This is a genomic window from Streptomyces sp. NBC_00234 (assembly GCF_036195325.1).
Taxonomy (GTDB): Bacteria; Actinomycetota; Actinomycetes; order Streptomycetales; family Streptomycetaceae; genus Streptomyces.
In genome coordinates this window covers 5,537,996-5,557,482 of record NZ_CP108101.1, presented here as the reverse complement: position 1 = coordinate 5,557,482, position 19,487 = coordinate 5,537,996, and the positions used below count along the sequence as shown (strand labels likewise).

8 protein-coding genes and 1 tRNA gene are annotated in these 19,487 nt (G+C 70.0%); 1 reads left to right on the top strand and 8 read right to left on the bottom strand.

Going from position 1 to position 19,487, the window contains the following annotated elements:
* Positions 1-221: 221 nt before the first annotated feature.
* The 5 genes from thrC to OG230_RS24585 form a co-directional block, all read right to left on the bottom strand.
* Entirely contained in the window at positions 222-1,292 is a 1,071-nt protein-coding gene (thrC, locus tag OG230_RS24605; RefSeq protein ID WP_328905895.1) for a threonine synthase, read from the bottom strand.
* Between the two features lie 6 nt (positions 1,293-1,298).
* Positions 1,299-2,597, bottom strand: a complete 1,299-nt coding sequence (locus OG230_RS24600; RefSeq protein ID WP_328911517.1) for a homoserine dehydrogenase — start codon at positions 2,595-2,597, stop codon at positions 1,299-1,301.
* Positions 2,598-2,695: 98 nt separating this feature from the next.
* Positions 2,696-4,087 (bottom strand): diaminopimelate decarboxylase, encoded by a 1,392-nt coding sequence (lysA, locus tag OG230_RS24595; protein WP_328905894.1) that lies wholly within the window; start codon positions 4,085-4,087, stop codon positions 2,696-2,698.
* Between the two features lie 20 nt (positions 4,088-4,107).
* Positions 4,108-5,169, bottom strand: a complete 1,062-nt coding sequence (nrtL, locus tag OG230_RS24590; RefSeq protein ID WP_328905893.1) for an ArgS-related anticodon-binding protein NrtL — start codon at positions 5,167-5,169, stop codon at positions 4,108-4,110.
* Positions 5,170-5,224: 55 nt separating this feature from the next.
* Positions 5,225-5,659, bottom strand: coding sequence for a response regulator (locus tag OG230_RS24585; RefSeq protein ID WP_328905892.1), 435 nt, complete (start codon positions 5,657-5,659; stop codon positions 5,225-5,227).
* Between the two features lie 207 nt (positions 5,660-5,866).
* Between OG230_RS24585 and OG230_RS24580 the strand changes: the two genes are divergently transcribed.
* Positions 5,867-5,938 (top strand) — tRNA-Arg (locus tag OG230_RS24580).
* Positions 5,939-6,075: 137 nt separating this feature from the next.
* On the opposite strand, the gene bla is transcribed toward OG230_RS24580, so the two are convergent.
* The 3 genes from bla to OG230_RS24565 all read right to left on the bottom strand — a co-directional run bounded on the left by bla (position 6,076) and on the right by OG230_RS24565 (position 19,428).
* Positions 6,076-7,050 carry a class A beta-lactamase gene (gene bla, locus OG230_RS24575; protein ID WP_328905891.1) on the bottom strand — a complete coding sequence of 325 codons (975 nt, stop codon included), beginning with the start codon at positions 7,048-7,050 and terminating at the stop codon, positions 6,076-6,078.
* A gap of 175 nt (positions 7,051-7,225) precedes the next feature.
* Positions 7,226-8,215, bottom strand: a complete 990-nt coding sequence (locus tag OG230_RS24570) for a 2OG-Fe(II) oxygenase family protein (RefSeq protein WP_328905890.1) — start codon at positions 8,213-8,215, stop codon at positions 7,226-7,228.
* A gap of 26 nt (positions 8,216-8,241) precedes the next feature.
* Entirely contained in the window at positions 8,242-19,428 is an 11,187-nt protein-coding gene (locus tag OG230_RS24565; RefSeq protein ID WP_328905889.1) for a non-ribosomal peptide synthetase, read from the bottom strand.
* Positions 19,429-19,487 lie beyond the last annotated feature (59 nt).

Genomic DNA, 19,487 nt, shown 5'->3' with positions numbered 1-19,487 from the left:
GCGGCGGAAATCCACTGGCGGACCCGACGGCCACGACGGCAACTGCACCGCGTCGACTACGGCGGAGCGTGTGGGTACAGCTTATCGAAGGAAGGTTCTGTCGCGACATAGGGCGCACAGGAGGCGCACGATGCGTGTCGCACGCCTCCTATGCGCTCTCCGCCCCGAAAAGGGGCGGTTGAGCTGGTTTTTTGCCGCTGTTGACCGCCTCGGCGTACGGGCTAGACGAGGCCGAGCTTCTCGGCCGCGGTGACCGCGTCGACCGGAACCGTGACCGGCTGCGGGGCGCCCGCGACGGCCCAGTCGGGGTCCTTGAGGCCGTTGCCCGTGACGGTGCAGACGATCTTCTGACCGGGGTCGACCTTGCCCGCTTCGGCGGCCTTGAGCAGACCGGCGACCGAAGCGGCCGATGCGGGCTCGACGAAGACGCCCTCCTGGGAGGCCAACAGACGGTAGGCGGACAGGATCTGCCGGTCCGTCACCTCGTCGATGAAGCCGCCCGACTCGTCCCGTGCGGCCAGCGCGTACTGCCAGGACGCCGGGTTGCCGATCCGGATCGCGGTGGCGATCGTCGAGGGGTCCTTGACGATTTCGCCGCGCACGATGGGCGCGGAACCGGAAGCCTGGAAGCCCCACATGCGCGGGGTGCGCGCGGCCATCCCGTCCGCCGCGTATTCGGTGTAACCCTTCCAGTACGCGGTGATGTTGCCCGCGTTGCCGACCGGCAGGACATGGATGTCCGGGGCGTCGCCGAGCGCGTCGACGATCTCGAACGCGGCGGTCTTCTGGCCCTCGATACGGACCGGATTGACCGAATTGACCAGCGCCACCGGGTAGTTGTCCGAGAGCGAGCGGGCCAGGGTGAGGCAGTCGTCGAAGTTTCCGTCGACCTGGAGGATCTTGGCGCCGTGGACGAGTGCCTGGCCCATCTTGCCGAGTGCGATCTTGCCCTGCGGTACGAGGACGGCGCAGACCATGCCGGCCCGCACCGCGTAAGCGGCGGCGGAGGCCGAGGTGTTGCCGGTGGAGGCGCAGATGACGGCCTGCGCGCCCTCCTCCTTGGCGCGGGTGATCGCCATGGTCATGCCGCGGTCCTTGAACGACCCGGTGGGGTTGGCGCCCTCGACCTTGAGGTGCACCTCGCAGCCCGTGCGCTCGGAGAGGACCTGGGCGGGGACGAGCGGCGTGCCGCCCTCACGAAGCGTGACGACCGGCGTCGTGCTCGTGACCGGAAGGCGGTCCCGGTACTCCTCGATGATGCCGCGCCACTGGTGGGTGCCCTTGCTGGTCATGGGTCCTTACTCCCCTTCAACACGCATGATGCTGGCGACACCGCGCACGGTGTCCAGCTTGCGCAGCGCCTCGACGGTCGCCGAAAGGGCGGCGTCGGGCGCGCGGTGGGTGACGACGACGAGAGAAGCCTCGCCGTCTCCGTCCTGTCGGCTCTGCTGGCGGACCGTATCGATGGATACGCCCTGTTCGGCGAAGACCGTCGCGACCTGGGCGAGAACGCCAGGCTTGTCGGCCACGTCGAGACTGATGTGGTACCGCGTGACGACCTCGCCCATGGGGCTGACCGGCAGACGCGTGTACGCGGACTCACCGGGGCCGGTGGCCTCGCTGAGCTTGTTGCGGCAGACCGCGACCAGGTCGCCGAGGACCGCGGACGCGGTCGGCGAACCACCGGCGCCGGGGCCGTAGAACATCAGCTGGCCGGCCGCGTCCGCCTCGACGAAGACGGCGTTGTACGCCTCGCGCACGGAGGCCAGCGGGTGGCTGAGCGGGATCATCGCGGGGTGCACGCGGGCGGTGACGGACCTGCCGTCGGCGGCGCGCTCGCAGATGGCGAGGAGCTTGACGGTGCAGCCCATGCGGCGGGCGGACGCGATGTCCGCTGCGGTCACCTCGGTGATGCCCTCGCGGTGCACCTCACCGATCTTCACCCGGGTGTGGAAGGCGATGCCGGCGAGGATCGCGGCCTTCGCCGCGGCGTCGAAGCCCTCGACGTCGGCGGTCGGGTCGGCCTCGGCGTACCCGAGGGCGGTGGCCTCGTCGAGCGCCTCGGAGTAACCGGCTCCGCTCGTGTCCATCTTGTCGAGGATGAAGTTGGTGGTGCCGTTGACGATGCCCAGGACCCGGTTGACCTTGTCGCCGGCGAGGGACTCGCGCAGCGGCCGTACGAGCGGGATGGCGCCGGCCACGGCCGCCTCGTAGTAGAGGTCCCGGCCCTGGCTCTCCGCGGCGGCGTGGAGTGCGGCGCCGTCCTCGGCGAGCAGCGCCTTGTTCGCGGAGACGACGCTCGCGCCGTGCTCGAAGGCGGTGGTGATCAGGGTCCGGGCGGGCTCGATGCCCCCGATGACCTCGATGACCACGTCGATGTCACCCCGTTTGACCAGGGCCGTCGCGTCCGTGGTGATCAGTGCGGGGTCGATCCCCTCCCGCACCTTGGAGGGTCGGCGGACGGCGACACCGGCGAGCTCCACCGGCGCGCCGATGCGCGCGGCGAGGTCGTCGGCGTGCGTCGTCATGATGCGCGCCACCTCTGAGCCGACCACTCCACAGCCCAGCAGCGCCACCTTCAGCGGACGCGTACGCATCATCCGACCTCGTTTCTCATACATCTAATGTGTGGACCAGTCTCACTCACCGGACGGGAGTTTCTGCCACCCGTCCGGATCCTGAGATGACTATTTCATCAGCCGACATCGAGTGACAGAAGATCTTCCTCTGTCTCCCGCCGGACGATCACTCGCGCCTGTCCGTCCCGCACGGCGACGACCGGCGGACGCAGGGCGTGGTTGTAGTTGCTCGCCATGGAGCGGCAGTACGCGCCGGTGGCGGGCACCGCGATCAGGTCGCCCGGGGCGAGGTCCGCCGGCAGGAACGCGTCCTTGACCACGATGTCGCCGCTCTCGCAGTGCTTGCCGACGACACGCACGAGCATCGGCTCGGCGTCGGAGGTGCGGGAGACGAGCGCGACGCTGTACTCGGCGTCGTACAGCGCGGTGCGGATGTTGTCCGACATGCCGCCGTCGACGCTCACGTACGTACGGAGTCCGTCGAGGGGCTTGATGGTGCCGACCTCGTACAGCGTGAAGGCGGTGGGTCCGACGATGGCGCGGCCCGGTTCGACGGAGATCCGCGGGGTGGTGAGGCCGGCCGCCTCGCACTCGCGGGTCACGATGTCGCTGAGCGCCTTGGCGATCTCGTGCGGCTCGCTCGGGTCGTCCTCGGAGGTGTAGGCGATGCCGAGCCCGCCGCCCAGGTCGATCTCGGGGAGCTCCACACCGTGTTCGTCGCGCACCTCGGCCAGCAGCTGCACCACGCGTCGCGCGGAGACCTCGAAGCCGGCCATGTCGAAGATCTGCGAGCCGATGTGCGAGTGGATGCCGATGAGTTCGAGCCCGTCGAGGGTGAGCGCCCTGCGGACGGCCTCGGCGGCCTGTCCCCCGGCCAGCGCGATGCCGAACTTCTGGTCCTCGTGGGCGGTGGCGATGAACTCGTGCGTGTGGGCCTCGACGCCGACGGTGACGCGGATCTGGACGCGCTGACGCCTGCCGAGGCGCTGGGCGACGTCGGCGACCCGGACGATCTCCTGGAAGGAGTCGAGCACGATCCGCCCGACGCCGATGCCGACGGCGCGCTCGATCTCGGCCATGCTCTTGTTGTTGCCGTGGAAGGCGATGCGCTCGGGGGGCATCCCGGCATCCAGCGCGGTGGTCAGCTCGCCGCCGGAGCAGACGTCGAGGTTGAGCCCCTCCTCCTGGAGCCAGCGCACGACGGCACGCGACAGGAACGCCTTCCCGGCGTAGAACACATCGGCGTCGCGTCCGAAGGCGTCGGCCCAGGCGCGGCACCTGGCCCGGAAGTCGCTCTCGTCGAGGAAGTAGGCCGGGGTGCCGAACTCCTCGGCGAGCCGGGCGACTTCGATCCCGCCGACGGTGAGCGCGCCGTCGGCGTCGCGGGTGACGGTACGGGCCCAGACCTTCTCGTCCAGAACGTTCAGGTCGGCGGGCGGCGCCGCGTAGTGCCCTTCGTGGAGGACATCGGCGTGACGGGGTCCGGCGGGGTGGGCGGATCGGCTCATCGTGGGTGCTCTCTCGGGTCTCAGAGGTGTTCGGGCGCGCTGATGCCGAGCAGGTACAGGCCGCCTGCCAGCACCGTCCCGGCGGCTTCGGCAAGGGCCAGCCGGGAGCGGTGGGCGGCCGAGGGTTTCTCGTCGCCGACGGGGAGCGGCGGACACGTGTCGTGGAAGTCGAAGAAGGCGTCCGCCACGGTTTCGAGGTGCCGGGCGATCCGGTCGGGGGCGTGGAGGCGGGCCGCGGCGGCGAGGACGCCGGGGTGGTCGGCGAGTGCGGCGTGGAGCGCGGGCGCCTCGACGTCCTCCTCGTACGCGCCGGTGAACCCGAGCGCGGCGGCGCCGCGGACGAGCGCGCGGGCGCGGGAGTGGGCGTACCGGACCAGGAAGAGCTGATTGGCCTCCCCCTGTACGAGGAGGTCGTCACCGAGCGGGGCACGGTCGTGGCCGGCGGGCCGGAGCAGTCCCCACAGGGCGGCGTCGCGGCCGAGCCTGCCGAGCAGTTCACCGGCGGTGGCTCCGGCGGGTACGGGACGGAGCTCGGTGCTGCCGGCGGCCCCGTCGTACGGCCCGACACCGACCCGCAGCTGCTCCCAGTCGGGGTCGGGCGCGCCGGTGCAGCCGGTGCGCACCTGGCCGCCCTGCGTGCGCAGGACGCGCGCCACGGTCTGCGAGACGACCGCGGCCCTGACCTCGCTCCGGTGGTGCAGCCGGTGGAGCTGTCCGGTGTGTGCGGTGACCCGGCCGTACCGGAGCCCCTGCTCCCGCACCTCGTGCACGAGGGCGGCGCGCGCGGCGGCGTCGGCATAGGCGTCGAGCGTGAAGTTCAGAAAACCGGGCCCGGTGATCTCGACCCGCCCGATGCCGGGCGTACCGGCGACCCGGTCCCGGAGGATCCGCGCCACTTCCCGCGGCGGCAGTGCCGCCGGACCGGCCAGCTGGAGAGCCACGGCGCAGGCGTAGTCACCGCTGCCGCCGGGCCTGGTCCTCTCCACTCGCACGCGCGCGGGTACGGGCGCGCGCAAGGCATCCTCGTCGACCGCGCGCCGCACGGCGTGCAGCACGGTCATGGAGAGATCTGCCGGGGTCACGGGACAAGCGTAGGGGAGGAGGGGGGTCACTTCGCGACCCGGTTTCGCCATGCGGTCAGCCCGCCGGGCTCCCCGCCCGTCCGGCACCGTGTCTGCCGTCGACCGACGGCGGGTCCTCCCGGTGCATCAGACGCCGGACCATCCGCACCAGCTCGCTGGGCTCGAACGGCTTGGCCAGAAAGGCGTCGACCCCTGCGGCCACTCCCGCGTCCACCTCGTACGGCGTGCACGCACTGATGATCGCGACGGGCAGGTGACTGGTCCGCGGATCGGCACGCAGCCGTGCGGCGGTCTGGACTCCGTCGAGCCGGGGCATCACCACATCGAGTGTGATCACATCCGGGCAGACCCGGTGCACCAGTTCCAGACACTCGGCACCATCGGCCGCGGTCACGACCTCGAAGCCCTCCAGCTCGAGATTGACCCTGATCAGCTGCCGGATGACCTTGCTGTCGTCGACAACAAGCACGCGGCCGGACGCGCCAGACACTCTTCGAGAGTAGGTCGGCCGCAGCGGCCGCGTCCGGCTTTTGCCCACTTCCAGCCTGCGGCGTGCACCACGGGGCACCCTCCGGTCCGGGTGTCCCGGGGCCCCGATCCGCCTCCGGTACGACATGCGCGGACCGGTGAATACCTGTTCACGGACAGCCCGTGGAAGCTGGTAGGGTTTCACTCGTCGCCGCACAAACAGCGACACGCCCCCGTAGCTCAGGGGATAGAGCATCGGCCTCCGGAGCCGGGTGCGCAGGTTCGAATCCTGCCGGGGGCACTCCAGCCGGGACAACGCGACCACGTCGCCGACCAGCTGAAGTGCCAAGCATGAAGGCCCGAACTCAGTCCAACTGAGTCCGGGCCTTTGTCGTTGTGGGCTCAGGCGGGGATCGCACCCCGGACTTCGGCCCGTAGTCAGGACAGCGTGCCCGCGACCACCGATGCGGCCTGGGCGATCAGCCGGTCGTCGTAGCCGGTGTCCGGGGTGGTGCTGTTCGACATGATCGCCACGACGATGGGGGCGGTGTCGGGGGGCCAGACCACGGCGATGTCGTTGCGGACTCCGTAGGTGCTGCCGGCTCCCGCCCGGTTGCCGACCACCCAGTCCTTGGGCATTCCGGCCTTGATGAGGGCGGCGCCCGTCGTGCTGGAGCGGAGCCACTTCGCGAGCTGGGCGCGTTCGCCCTTGCCCAGGGTGTCTTCGAGGGCGTAGGAGCGCAGGTCCTCGGCGAGGGCGCGTGGTGTGCTGGTGTCCTGGGTGGCGCCCGGGGACCACTCGTTGAGCTGGGTCTCGCGGCGGTCCATGCGGGTGACGTCGTCGCCGATCTCCTCCAGGGCGGCGTCCAGGCCGGCGGGGCCGCCCAGTTGGTCGAAGAGCAGGTTGGCCGCGGTGTTGTCGCCGTGCCGTATGGCCGCGTCGCAGAGCGCGCCCAGGCTCATCCCGGTGCCGACGTGCTTCGCCGTCACCTCGGAGCGGGGGACGAGGTCGTCGCGGGAGTAGGTGACGACCCGGTCCATGCCGCTCAGGGAGTACTTGCGCAGGACGGCTCCGGCGGCCAGGGCCTTGAAGGTGGAGGCGTAGGCGAACCGCTCGCCGTCGTTGTAGGCCACCTCGCGGCCGGTGCCGGTGTCGACGGCGTAGACGCCGAGCCGGGCGCCGAACTTCCGCTCGAGGGCGGTGAACCGGCTCCTCAGTGCGCGGGTCTCACCGGCCAGGGGTTTCGCGGCCTCGCCGGGGCCGGCCGCTTCGCCAGGTTGGCTCTTCGTTGCGGAGGGGGCGCGGGCCGGGGCCTGCGCGGGCGTGTCGCCCTGGCCGCAGGCCGCCGGCGACGTGAGGGCGAGGGCGGTGAGCGCACCGAGAACGGCGCGCCGGGCACGTAACTGCTGCATGGTTCGAACCTCCGGGCCCCCGCACACAGGGCGACACGATGGAGTCATGATCAGGACCATCCTCGCCCGGGGTACCGATCCGGTCAAACACCCTCATGTTCGGCCCTGTCCCGGACGGCGCGACGGCCCGCCGGTGAGCCGGCGGGCCGTCGCGGGAGGTCGCGGGGTGTCACCCTCAGGTCTGGCCGTTCTTGACGATCAGGGACTGCAGGCCCTGCTGGAGGTACTCGCCGTACGAGATCGCGGGGTTGGTCTCCTTGTCCTGCGCGCCCTCGGGCCAGAAGGGTTCGATCACACTGTCGTGCCCCGCGTTGAGGAAGAAGGGCAGGGACAGCCGTTCCGCGTTGACGAACTTCACGCGGTGGTTCGGGGCCGGGAAGTAGTCGTTGGTGATGTGCCCCATGTACGTACCGCAGTTCACCAGGAAGTTGTCCTGGGAGGTCGGCAGGTCCTGCCAGCCGTCGACCGTCTCGACCTGGAGGTTCTGCACCTGGGTCTGGTACAGCACGGTGATCATCGAGACGTCGAGGTGGTCCTCGAAGCTGAGCTTCATGCCGTCCGGGCCGGTCTTCACCGGCGGGTAGTCCTCCAGGTAGGGGTAGCGGATCATCGACACGGAGGACAGGGTGTCCTCCTTCGCGAGGCCCGCGTCGAAGAAGTTCTCGGGCTTCCCGAGAGCGAGCGCGAGCCCTCGCATGATCACCGTGGAGAGCCGGAGCATCTCGGCGAAGTACTTCTCGCCGAAGGGCCGGAACCTCGGGTGCCGGTCCTCGTCCGGCCAGAGGTTCACCTCGTGCATCGGCGTCCCCGACCTGATCTTCGGATGGTCCTCGCCGAACAGCGGGTTCAGGAAGCAGAAGGACTCGACGGCCTTCTTGCCCTTGATCGCCTTGTAGTAGCCGTTGCGTACGTGCGGGTTGTCCTTGTTGTACGCGTGGATCGCCAGGTCGTGCTTCTCCTGGTCGGTCATGGTCCGGTGGAACTCGTTGACCACGTCCTGGAGCAGTTGTACGTCCACTCCGTGATGGGACGCGTAGAAGAACCCGGACCCACGGCACGCCTTGTTGATCTGTTGGGCGACGTGCTTCTTGGCGTCCGCGTCGTCACCGAACAGCGGCGATATGTCGATGGTCGGCACGTCGGACGACGGCATCAGGACTGGCATGAAACCCTCCGTGGACTCGGTGGACTCTAGAGAAGGCATTGCGAGATGCGTTCACACATGCCGGCGACCAGGCGGTCGTTGCGCACCCACGAGTGGTGGGTCTCTCCGCGCAGCGGCCGGACCTCGATCGACCCGGCGGGCAGCAGGGCGTCCAGGCCGTTGAACGGCGACCGCTGGTAGTACGCGAACAGCCGGCGCTGTTCGTCGTCGCGGACGATCTCGTTGAGCTCGTCCGCCTTGAACATCAGCAGTTTTCCGGTGCGTTCGCCCAGCCGGGCCAGGTCCTCCCGGCTCGGTGCGTAGTGGTAGTTGATCGGGTCGAGGATGTCCTCGACCTCGGGAAGGCCGATGTCGGCCGATGCCTGCCGCACGTTGAAGTACGGGTCGATGAGGAGCAGGTTGTCGATCTTCTCGCCGGCGCGTGTCAGTTGCAGCGACACCTCCAGCGAGAGGACTCCCCCGAAGCTCCAGCCGAGGAGGCTGTACGGGCCGGAGGGCTGGAGTGCCCGGATGTGCTCCTGGTAGTAGTGGGCCAGGTCCTCGAACGAGGCCATGGGCGAGTGCAGATGCACGTTGTTGAACAGCACGAGCCGGTAGCCGGGCAGCCGTTGGGCGATGTTGCTCAGGTAGCTCTCGGCCCCGCCCTCGCCGGGCGGGAAGACGAACAGGGTGCGCTCCGCGTTCTCCTCGTTGACGAGGATGTACGGGTCGAAGGCGTCCTCGGGGGCCGCCTGCCGGTCCGTCCGCGTGCGGCCCGTGCCGGTGCGTGCCACGGTCGCCGTGTGGGCGGCCAGCTCTTCGAGCGCCGACTTGAGCGCGCTCGCGAACTGCCGGGTGGTGGCCTCGTCCAGCCTGCTGTCGACCACCGTCACGAGACGGCCGCCGGTGCACCTCATCGTCACGTCGACACCGAACTGGTCCGCGCCCCGGTTCCGCTCGGAGATGTGGCTGCCGCACATCGCCGAGTCGAGCTGCCAGCCCGCGGTTCCGTCCGGTGCCTGCTCCCCCTCGTCGGAGAGCCGGCCCAGATAGTTGAAGCTGACCGGGGGCAGGGGCGCCCGCTCACCGCCGTACCGGCCGAAGAGCGCTCCGTACCCGATGCCGTGGTGCGGAACCCGCCGGAAGGCGTCCTTCGTGGCGAGGACGGAGCGGCCGAGGTCCTGCGGGTCCGCCTCGACGGCCAGCGGGTACATCGTCGTGAACCATCCGACGGTGTCCCGGACGTCGGGCGCTCCCTCGAAGTGCTCGCGGCCGTGGCCCTCGACGGTGACGTGGTTCACCGACCGCCCGGTGACCGTGCGCAGGGCGAGACCGGTGGCGGTCAGCAGGAGGTCGTTCATGGTGGTGTCGTACGCCCAGTGGCTCTCGGTGAGCAGGGTCCGGGTGTCCGGAGCGCCGAGTGCGAACTCCTCGCGGTGCGTCTCCGCGTCGCGCGAGGCCGCGGTCAGCTCCCCGGCGGGCGCCGAGGCCATGCCCCGGGTGATCTCCGCCCAGAGCGCCCGCTCGTCCTCGCCGGGGACGTAGCCGCGCAGCGCCTCGGCCCACTGCCGGTAGCTGCTCGTCTTCTCCTCCAGCTCCCCGCCGTGGTAGAGGATCTCCAGGTCCTGGGCGAGGATGTGCCAGCTGACGGTGTCGACGATCAGGTGGTGCAGGGCGAACCAGACCCGCGCGGTGCCGTCCTCGAAGCCGTGGAGGTACGCCGCACAGTGGGTCGGGCCCTCCGCCAGGTCGAACCCACTCTGCCAGTCGGCGAGTTGCCTGCTGATCTCCTCCTCGCTCAGGTTCCTCACGTCGAGTTCGTGCAGGACGGTGTCCGGGCTGCCGCCGTACGTCTGGGTGACGTCCGCGTCGCCGGTCGCGGTGTAGCGGAGGCTGAAGGCGTCGTGGTGGGCGACGAGCCCGGTCAATGCCCCGCGGAGCCTCGCCACGTCGAGCTGCGGGGTGGTGACGGCGAAGTTGTGGTTCCACCAGTCGCGCTCGGCCAGCGGCTTCGCGAAGAACCACTCCTGGATGGGCAGCAGCGGGCAGTCGCCGCTCAGCCGGCCCTGCTCGGGCGCCTCCCCCGCGTGCGCGTCCGTGCCCCGTACGGCTTCGGGCCCGGAGAGTACGTGGTCGACGAGCCGGCGCACGGTCGGGAAGTCGAAGATGTCCTTGACCCCGACCTTGCGTCCCGCTTCCCGCTGGACCTGGCTCGCCAGGTGCAGGGCGCTGATGCTGTCACCGCCCGACCGGAAGAAGTCGTCGTCGATGCCGACCGAGCCGACGGGCAGCTGCGCGGACCAGAGCTGGCACAGCCGCGCCTCCGTGCGGTTGCGCGGCGGTGCGTAGGCCGCGCGCTTCACGGCGAGGCCCGGCCGCGGCAGGGCCTTGGTGTCGAGCTTCCCGTTGATGGTCATGGGCAGCGGCCGGTCGAGTCGCACCAGCAGCGCCGGCACCATGCCCGGCATGAGCCGGCCCCGCAGGGTGGCGAAGATCCCGTCCTCGTCGACGCTCGCTTCGCCGTCCGCCACGTAGTAGCCGACCAGCCGCTTGCTGCCGGGGGTGCGCTCGTCGGCCGTGACGACGACGGCGCACTCGCGGACGTCCGGACAGGTGGCCAGGACCGCTTCCACCTCGCCGAGTTCGATGCGCAGGCCGTTGATCTTGACCTGGTCGTCGTTGCGTCCGACGTACTGGATCTCGCCGTCCCTGGTGCGCCGGACGAGGTCGCCGGTGCGGTAGATGACCGGACACCGGCCGTCCTGGTGCTCGGCCTCGCTGCGGAACGGGTTCGGCAGGAAGCGCTCCCGCGTCAGCTCCGGCCTGTTCAGGTACCCGTGCGTGACGCACTCGCCCGCGACGTACAGCTCGCCGACGGCGCCGGCGGGAAGCAGTTCCATCGCCTCGCCGAGCACGTACAGCCGGGTGTTCCCGAGCGGCCCGCCGAAGGTGTTGCGGTAGCTCTCGCCCGGTTCGAAGCGCCGGTTGGTGTTGTAGACCGCCGTCTCCGTGGTCCCGTAGGCGTTGACGAGCGGCCCGGAGTACTCGCGCCGGATCTTGTCGAAGTGGCTCTCGTGGAACGCCTCCCCCGCGACCAGGACGCAGCTCAGCCGGGTCAGGCGCGCGAGGTCGAACTGCTGGATCTGGGTCGGCGTACCGCTCAGATACGTCAGTCCGGCACGGTTCGCGTACGTGTAGAAGCCGTCGTCGTGGGCGGGGGCGGCCGGCGGGACGATGAGCTTGTGCCCGGCCAGGACCGAGAGCGCGAGCTGCTCGACGGAGAAGTCGAAGACGTAGTTCGCGAGGAACAGGACGCCGTGGCGCGGCGCGCCGGGTGAGGCTTCGGCGGTCCCGAAGTAGCGCCCGTCCAGCTGCTCCCGGAAGCTGTCCACCGCGCGGTGCGGGACGAGGACGGCCTTGGGCCTGCCGGTGGTGCCCGAGGTGTAGATCGCGTACGCGACGTCCTCGGCGGTCACCTGCGTGACGGGGTTCTCGGCGGACCGGTAGCCCATGGGCAGCCGGTCGATGTCGACCACCTGCGTGCCCGCCGCCGCGGGCAGGCCGCGCAGCCGGTCGCCGTGGGCCTCGTTGGTCACGACCAGCCGGGCGCCGGTGTCCTCCAGCATGAACGCGATCCGGTCGTCGGGGTAGCCCGGGTCGATCGGCACGTACGCCGCCCCGGCCTTCCACACCGCCAGGATCGCCGTGATCGTCAGCTCGCTCTTGTCGAGGACCAGGCCGACCAGGTCGTTCGGCCTGAGCTCGACGACCGAACGCAGGTAGTGGGCCAGCCGGTTCGCCCGCTCGTTGAGCCGGCGGTAGGTCAGCACCGTGTCGCCGCACACGACCGCGTCCTCGTCGGGCCGGGCCGCCGCCATCTCCTCGAACACCGCGTGGAGCGTCCGGGCGGGGGGCGTCGCGGTGAGTTCCCGCGCGGTGGTGTCGTCGGCCAGGAGGGCCGCCCGGTCCGTCTCGTCGAGGCGTTCGACGTCGGCCAGCATCGCGCGGGCTCCGAGCGGGGACAGCCGGGCGAACTCCGCCAGGATCTGCCGGAAGGTGGCGATGAAGCCCGCGGCACTCGCGTCGTCGAAGAGCGAGGCGGCGTACGTCAGGTTCCCTGCCAGGCCGCCGCCGCTCTCGGTGAGCGTGGCCGACAGGTCGAACTTGGTGGCTGTCCAGCCGCCGCCGTCCGGTGTGTACGCGACCGGTTCCGCGAGCCCCTGCGCCGCAGGGGCGCCGTCGGCGCGGTCCGTGACGTTCTGGAGGGTGAAGTTGATCTGGAGGACGGGGTGGCGGCTCGGGTCCTTCTCGGGGTCGAGCTCCTTGACCAGCTGCTCGAACGGCAGCTCACCGTGCACCTGCGCCGCGACGACGTTCCCGCCGACCGCGTGGACGTACTCCGTGAGCGACGCCTCCGGGTCGATGCGGACGCGCAGGGCGAGGAGGTTGGCGAAGAAGCCGATGGTGCGGTCGAACTCCGGGCGTCCGCGGTTGGCGGAGGGGGTTCCCACGACGAAGTCGTGCTGTCCGGTGTAGGTCTGGAGCATCAGGCCCCAGGCGCCGAGCAGCACGCTGTAGAGGCTCACCCTCGCCGACTGGGCCAGGGCCTTCAGCGCCTCGGTGGTCGGCTCGTCGAGGGCGAACTCGATCTCCCGGCCGCGGTAGTCGAAGCGGGGCGGGCGCGGCCTGTCCAGCGGCAGTCTGGTCGTCTCGAAGCCGGCCAGCGCGTCCGTCCAGAAGGCGGTCAGCTCCGAGAGCCGCCGGCCGCTGAGGTACTGGCGCTGCCAGACGGCGAAGTCCGCGTAGGTACCGCGGATCGTGCCGAGGTCCGTGCCGGGCACGCCCCGGAGGAGGGCCGACAGCTCCCGGCGGAAGGTGTTCCAGGACCAGCCGTCGAAGCAGCTGTGGTGCAGGACGAGGCTCAGGTAGACGCCGCCGGGGTCCGTGCTCAGCTCGAACAGGTCGGCCCGGAGCGGTAGTTCCTCGTCCAGCCGGAACACGTACCCCTGGGCCCCGACCAGTCGCTCGTCGAGCTCCGTGGTGCCGCCGACCGTGTGCACGGCCGGCCGGAAGAGGGCCGCCGCCTCGGCCTCCGGCAGCGTGTACTGCCGCCTGACACCGTCGCCGTCCGTCCTGAGCAGGGTGCGCAGGGCGGGGTGGCGGCGCAGCAGGGTGCGCAGGGCCTCGCCGATGGTGTCCGGTGAGACGCCGTCGCCCGTCGCGATCCGCAGGACGAACGGGATGTTGTACGCGGCGGTGCCGCCCTCGAACTCGTCGATGAACAGCAGTCGTTCCTGTGCGAGTGACACCAGGGGCTCGCCCGATCCCTCGGCGGCACGCCCGGCGGCCGGCTCGAAGGGCTCGTCGTCGGCCTGCGCGGCCATCTCCTGGATGTGGGCCGCCTGCGCGCCCAGCGTCGTGTGCTGGAGCACGGTGGCGACGCCGAGGCCGCGGCCGAAGCTGGTGGTGATGGCCTGGGCGAGCGCCATGGCGCGGATGCTGTCGCCGCCGAGGGCGAAGAAGTCCTCGTGCACCCCGATGCGGTCGGGGGCGACGCCGAGCACCGTGGACCAGATACCGCAGAGCTTGGTCTCGATGTCGTTGGAGGGGGCGACGTACTCGGTGCTGTCACCCGTCCCGAAGTCCGTCTCCGGGAGCCTCTTGGTGTCCAGCTTTCCGCTGGGGGTCACGGGGATGTCCGTGATCCGCAGGACCCGGGCGGGGACGATGGCCTCGGGCAGCTTGGCCCGCATCCACTGCTTCACGTCCTGCTCGTCGAGCTCGCGGTCGCAGACGTAGAAGCCGACGAGGTACTTCTGCGCGGCGGCGGACGCCGACGCCCCGTGCTCGCGGGCGATCACCAGGGACCGGGTCACCCCCTCGTACGAGGACAGGGCGGCCTCGACCTCGCCGAGTTCGACCCGCTGTCCGCGGATCTTGACCTGGAGATCGGTGCGGCCCAGGCACTCCAGCTCTCCGTTGGGCAGCCACCGGGCGAGGTCGCCGGTCTTGTAGACGCGTGCGTTGGTGCCCGCGGCCTTCTCCTCCGGGGTCTGGAAGGGGTTGTCCACGAAGCGGTCGGCCGTCAGCTCGTCTCGGTTGAGGTAGCCGCGGGTGACACCGATGCCGCCGATGTAGAGCTCGCCCATGCCGCCGACCGGCACCCGCTGCATCGACTTGTTGAGCACGTAGCAGACGGTGTTCGCCACCGGGTGCCCGATGCTCTTGGTGGCGCGCCGCTCGCCCACCGAGTACAGCCGTTTGTGGCTGGTGATGGAGATCTCGGTCGGGCCGTAGCCGTTGATGATGGTCTTCCCGAACGTCCCGCGGATCTTGTCGAACACCGGCTCGGTGAAGTCCTCACCGATCGCGTCGATGCGGGTCAGGGAGGTCGTGGTCGCGTAGTCGTACAGCGAGAGCACCGACGGTGTGCCGGAGAGGTAGGTGACCTGCTCGTCGTTGATGTAGGCGTACAGCCGCTCGGTGTCCGTGCGCATGCTGTCGTCGAGGACGACCAGTTTCTGCCCGTTGAGCAGCGCGTCGGTCATCTGCTCGACGAAGTGGTCGAAGACGTAGTTGGAGAACGACAGGAGTGCCTCGTCGCCCTTCTCCTTGGCCAGGCCGAACAGCTTGGCCACGGAGACCTGGAGGTTGACGACACCCCGGTGCTCCACGAGGACGGCCTTCGGCTTGCCGGTGGTGCCCGAGGTGTAGATCGCGTACGCCAGGTCGGTGCTGGTCACCGCGGTGACCGGCCGGTCGGCCGGCTCGTCGTCCAGCGGCAGCCGCTCGATGTCCAGGACGCGCAGCCCGGTTCCGGCGGTCACGGTGCGCAGCCGCTCGCCGTGGATCTCGTTGGTCACCACGGCGCGGGCCGTGGTGTCCTCCAGCATGAACGCGATCCGGTCGTCGGGGTAGCCCGGGTCGATCGGCACGTACGCCGCCCCGGTCTTCCACACCGCGAGGATCGCCGTGATCATCAGTTCGCTCTTGTCGACCACCAGGCCGACCAGGTCGTTCGGCTTGAGCTCGACGACCGAACGCAGGTGGTGGGCCAGCCGGTTCGCCCGCTCGTCCAGCTCGCGGTAGGTCAGACGGCGGTCGCGGTAGACGACCGCGTCCTCGTCGGGCCAGGCCGCCGCCATCTCCTCGAAGACCCCGTGCAGGGTCTGGCCGTCGGGGAAGGCGGTCTCGGTGCGGTTCCACTCTCCGAAGCGCTCGATCATCGCCGGGGAGACGAGTTCCAGGCCGGCGACCGGCTGCGCGATGTCGTCCGCGACCTGCTGGAACAGGGTGTCCGTGGCGTCGAGCAGGGTGTCGATGGTGGAGTCGTCGAACAGCTCGCCCGCGTACCAGAGGGTGACCGTCAGCTCGTCGTCCTCCTCGCGGGCCACGACGGCCAGCGGGTAGTCGACCTTGTCCGCGTCGTACCCCTTCTCGAAGCGGAGGAGTTCGTCGTGCTCCTCCGCCTCCTCCAGGAGCCGCGGGTAGTTCTCCAGGACGAGCAGGGTGTCGAAGAGCCGGCGCTTCATCCCGCCGGTCTGGAGGCGGCCGAGCTCCACCGTGCTCTTGCTGTTCATGGTGTTCACGGCGGCCTGGATGTCGCCGATCGCGGCGCCGACGGTCTTGTCCGCCTGGTCGTCGTGGTCGACGATCAGCGGCAGCGTGTTGATGAACAGGCCGACGGAGTCCTCGATGGCGTCGACGTGCAGGTTGCGCCCGGAGACGATCGTCCCGACCACCGTGGTGTTCCCGCCGCCGATGGCGTACAGCACCTTGTGCCAGACGAACTGCAGCACCGAGTGCAGGGTGACGGAGTTCGCCGCGCACCGCGCCTTGAGTTCGGCGGTCAGGTCGGCGCCGAGCCGCAGCTTCTTCGTCCGGTGCTCGCGGATGTGGTCGTAGTCGCTGAGCGCGACCTGGTAGCGGATCTCCTCCTTGAGCAGTCCGCCGAAGTCGCCGCGCTCGTCGATGCGCTCGATCTGCTGGACCCAGTGGTCGACGTGGTCGTCGCGGTGCGCTTCCCAGTGCCGCTGCGCCGCCACGTACGCGTGGTCCACGGCCGGTTCGGTCCCGGCGCCGCGGATCAGGCGGAGGTAGGTGCGGTGGACGTCGTCGTGGAGTACGGGCAGGCTCCAGCCGTCCATGATCAGGTGGTGGCAGCTGAAGATCAGCGAGAACAGGTCCTCGCGCTGCTTGACCAGATAGACGCGGAACAGGCGGCCGGCGGCCGGTTCGTACGGCTCGGTCCGGTCCCGTTCCTGCAGTTCCCTGATGCGGGCGTCCTGCTCACCGGAGTCCGCGATCTCGCTCAGGTCGACGAAGCGCCAGTCGAAGGGCTTGTCGTCGTGCTCGATGATCTGGAGCGGTTCCTCGGCCCACTCGAAGCGCAGTCGCAGCGCGGGGTACTTCCGCTGGGCGTCCTGCCACGCTTCCTTCATCTGCTCGGGCCGGATGCGGCACCGGTAGCGGTGCACCGACTGCATGACGTAGGCGTCGTCGCCATTGCGGCTCTTCAGTGCGTGGTACAGCAGGCCCTGCTGGAGGCCGTTGGCGCGGAGCCGCAGGGACTCGCCCTCGCTCAGGGACTCCTCGACGGGTCCCCGGCTGTCCGGCCGCGGTCCCTGGCCCAGCTGCAGGTCGAGGTGCTGGGCCAGTTCGCCGAGCGTCCTGAGCGTGAAGACGTCCTCGACACCGACGAAGACGCCCAGCTGCCGGCGTACGCGTGCGATGAGCAGGATGCAGGAGATGCTCTGGCCGCCGAGCCGGAAGAAGTCGTCGCCGTCACCGATGCGGGCCGCCGGCACGCCGAGGACGGTGCTCCAGATCTCGCGGAGCTCGTCGATGACGCCGCCCGCCGGGTCCGCCGCGCGGCCGGCCGGTGCGGGGGCCGTGCCGGGCCGGGCGGCGTCCACCTCGGGCAGGGCGCGCCAGTCCACCTTGCCGTTGATGTTGACCGGAATGCTGTCGAGGCGGACCATCCGGGCCGGGACCATGATCCGGATCAGCCGCTGTTCGAGGAAGGCCAGCAGCTCGTCCTCGGTCACCTCCGCCGAGGGTTCGGTGAGGTAGTACCCGGCGAGGTAGCGGTCGCTGGGCCCGCCGGCCCCTTCGCGGGCCACGACGACGCACTTGCGTACGCCGGGGAACTCGGTCGCCTGCGCCTCGATCTCGCCGGGCTCGACACGGACGCCGTTCAGCTTCAGCTGGAAGTCGCTGCGCCCCATGAACTCGACCTCGCCCGAGGGCAGGAGCCGCGCCAGGTCGCCGGTCTTGTAGATGCGGGCGTTCTGGCCGCTCGCCACGTCCTGCTCGGACCGGAAGGGGTTCGGTGTGAAGCGCTCGGCGGTGAGGTCGTCCCGGTTGAGGTAGCCGGGGGCCACCCCGCGTCCGCCGATGTACAGCTCGCCGATCGCGCCGATCGGCAGCTGCTTCAGGTTCTGGCTCAGCACGTACCACTTGACGTTGCGGACCGGGCGGCCGATGCTGCGGTCCTTGCGCTCCGTGACGCCGGGGGCGAACTCCTTGACGGCGGTGACGAAGGCGGCCTCGGTGAAGGCGTACTCGTTGATGATGTGGCCGGAGAAGTTCTCGCGGAGCCGACGGAGCCCGGCCGCGGTCAGTTCCTCGCCGACCAGCAGGATCTTCTTGAGACTCGGACATCGGCGCAGGTCGAAGTACTGGATCACCGACCCCGTGGCGTTGAGATAGGTGATCCCGTTGTCCTCCAGGAACACCGGGAAGCGGTCCGGGTCCAGCCTGACCTGCTCCGGGACGATCACCAGCGTCTGCGAGTTGATGAGCGCGATCAGGGTCTGGCGCAGATGCGGTTCGAAGACGTACGAGGCGAAGAGCGCGACCCGTTCCTCGCCGGGCCGGCGCATGTCGTAGCGCTCCGAGAGGTCCGTGATGCTGTTCACGACACTGTCGTGGTACTTGGGCACACCCTTCGGCACACCCGTCGTGCCGGAGGTGTACGTCAGATAGGCGAGGTCCCCGCTGCCGAGGGGAAGCCGCGGGTCGGCGAGCACCGCGCTCCCCGCCCCGGCCTGCTCGGCCAGTACGGTCTCGACCTCGATGATGCGCACCTCGGCGTGCTCGGAGCCGAGCATCTCCCGGAGCCGTGCGGCGTGCCGCTGGTTGGTGACGATGCCGGAGAGCCCGGTGTCGCGTACGGCGAACCGGACGCGCTCCGCCGGATATCCGGGGTCGATCGGAACGTAGGCGGCGCCGGCCTTCCAGATGCCGAGGGTGGCGACGACGCCCAGGTCGCTCTTGTCGAGGTAGAGCCCGACCAGTTCCTCCGGGCGGACCCCGGCCCCGGGGCCCAGCAGCCAGTGCGCGAACTGGTTGGCCCGTTCGTTGACCTCGCGATACGTCAGCCTGGTGTCCCCGAAGACGACGGCCTCGCTGTCCGGGGACCGCAGGACCGCGTCCTCGAAGAGGTGGTTGAGCCGCTTGCCCTGCGGGAAGTCGCCGTCGGTGGCGTTCCACTCGCGGAGCTGCGCCCGCTGCTCCCGCGACACCAGCTCGATGTCGGCGACGAGCAGGGCGGGGCGGCCGAGGAACTGGCCGAGCACCTCGCGTACGACGTCGAGCACACCGGCGATCGTCCGGTCCTCGAAGAGCTCTCCCGCGTACGCGATCGTCCAGCTCAGGGCCCCACCGGTGTCCCGGACGACCATGGCGAGCGGGGACGACGGCAGTTCGGCCGCGGGCACCTCGCCGTCCGCGAGCACGAGCAGCGCGTCGAAGAGTCCGCGCTGGAGCAATGCCTCCGGACTCGCGTACGCGTCGTCCTGGCGGAGTGCTTCGTCGATTTCCCGCACCGCAGCGAGGCAGGTGAGCTCCGACTGCGCAATGTGGTCGACTATGACGGGAACAATGCGGGAGTGTTGCAGCTTCCCCGTCGCGGTGGCGTCGACGAATCCCGCGACGGTACGGTTTCCGTGTCCGTACGCGCGCATCACGCTGTGCAGGGTGACGAGTGCGAACGCACCGACCGACACTCCGTCGTGGTCGGCCAGTGCGTTCTTCAGATTGGTGTAGTCCTGTCCGCCGATGGACAGTTCCCGGAATTCCGTCGCGCGAATACCGGGGTCGTCGTCCCGTACCGCGATCTTGTTACGCCACTCGTCCTTGAGCAGCATCTCCAGATCGCAGCGCTCGCCCGATACTTCGTCGATGCGAGCGGACCACTCCGCGGCGGTCGCCGGGAACCGTGCTGACGTCATGGGTGGGATCTCCGTCTTTTGTCGTTGCGGCAGCAGGTCGGACTTCGGACTACACGTGG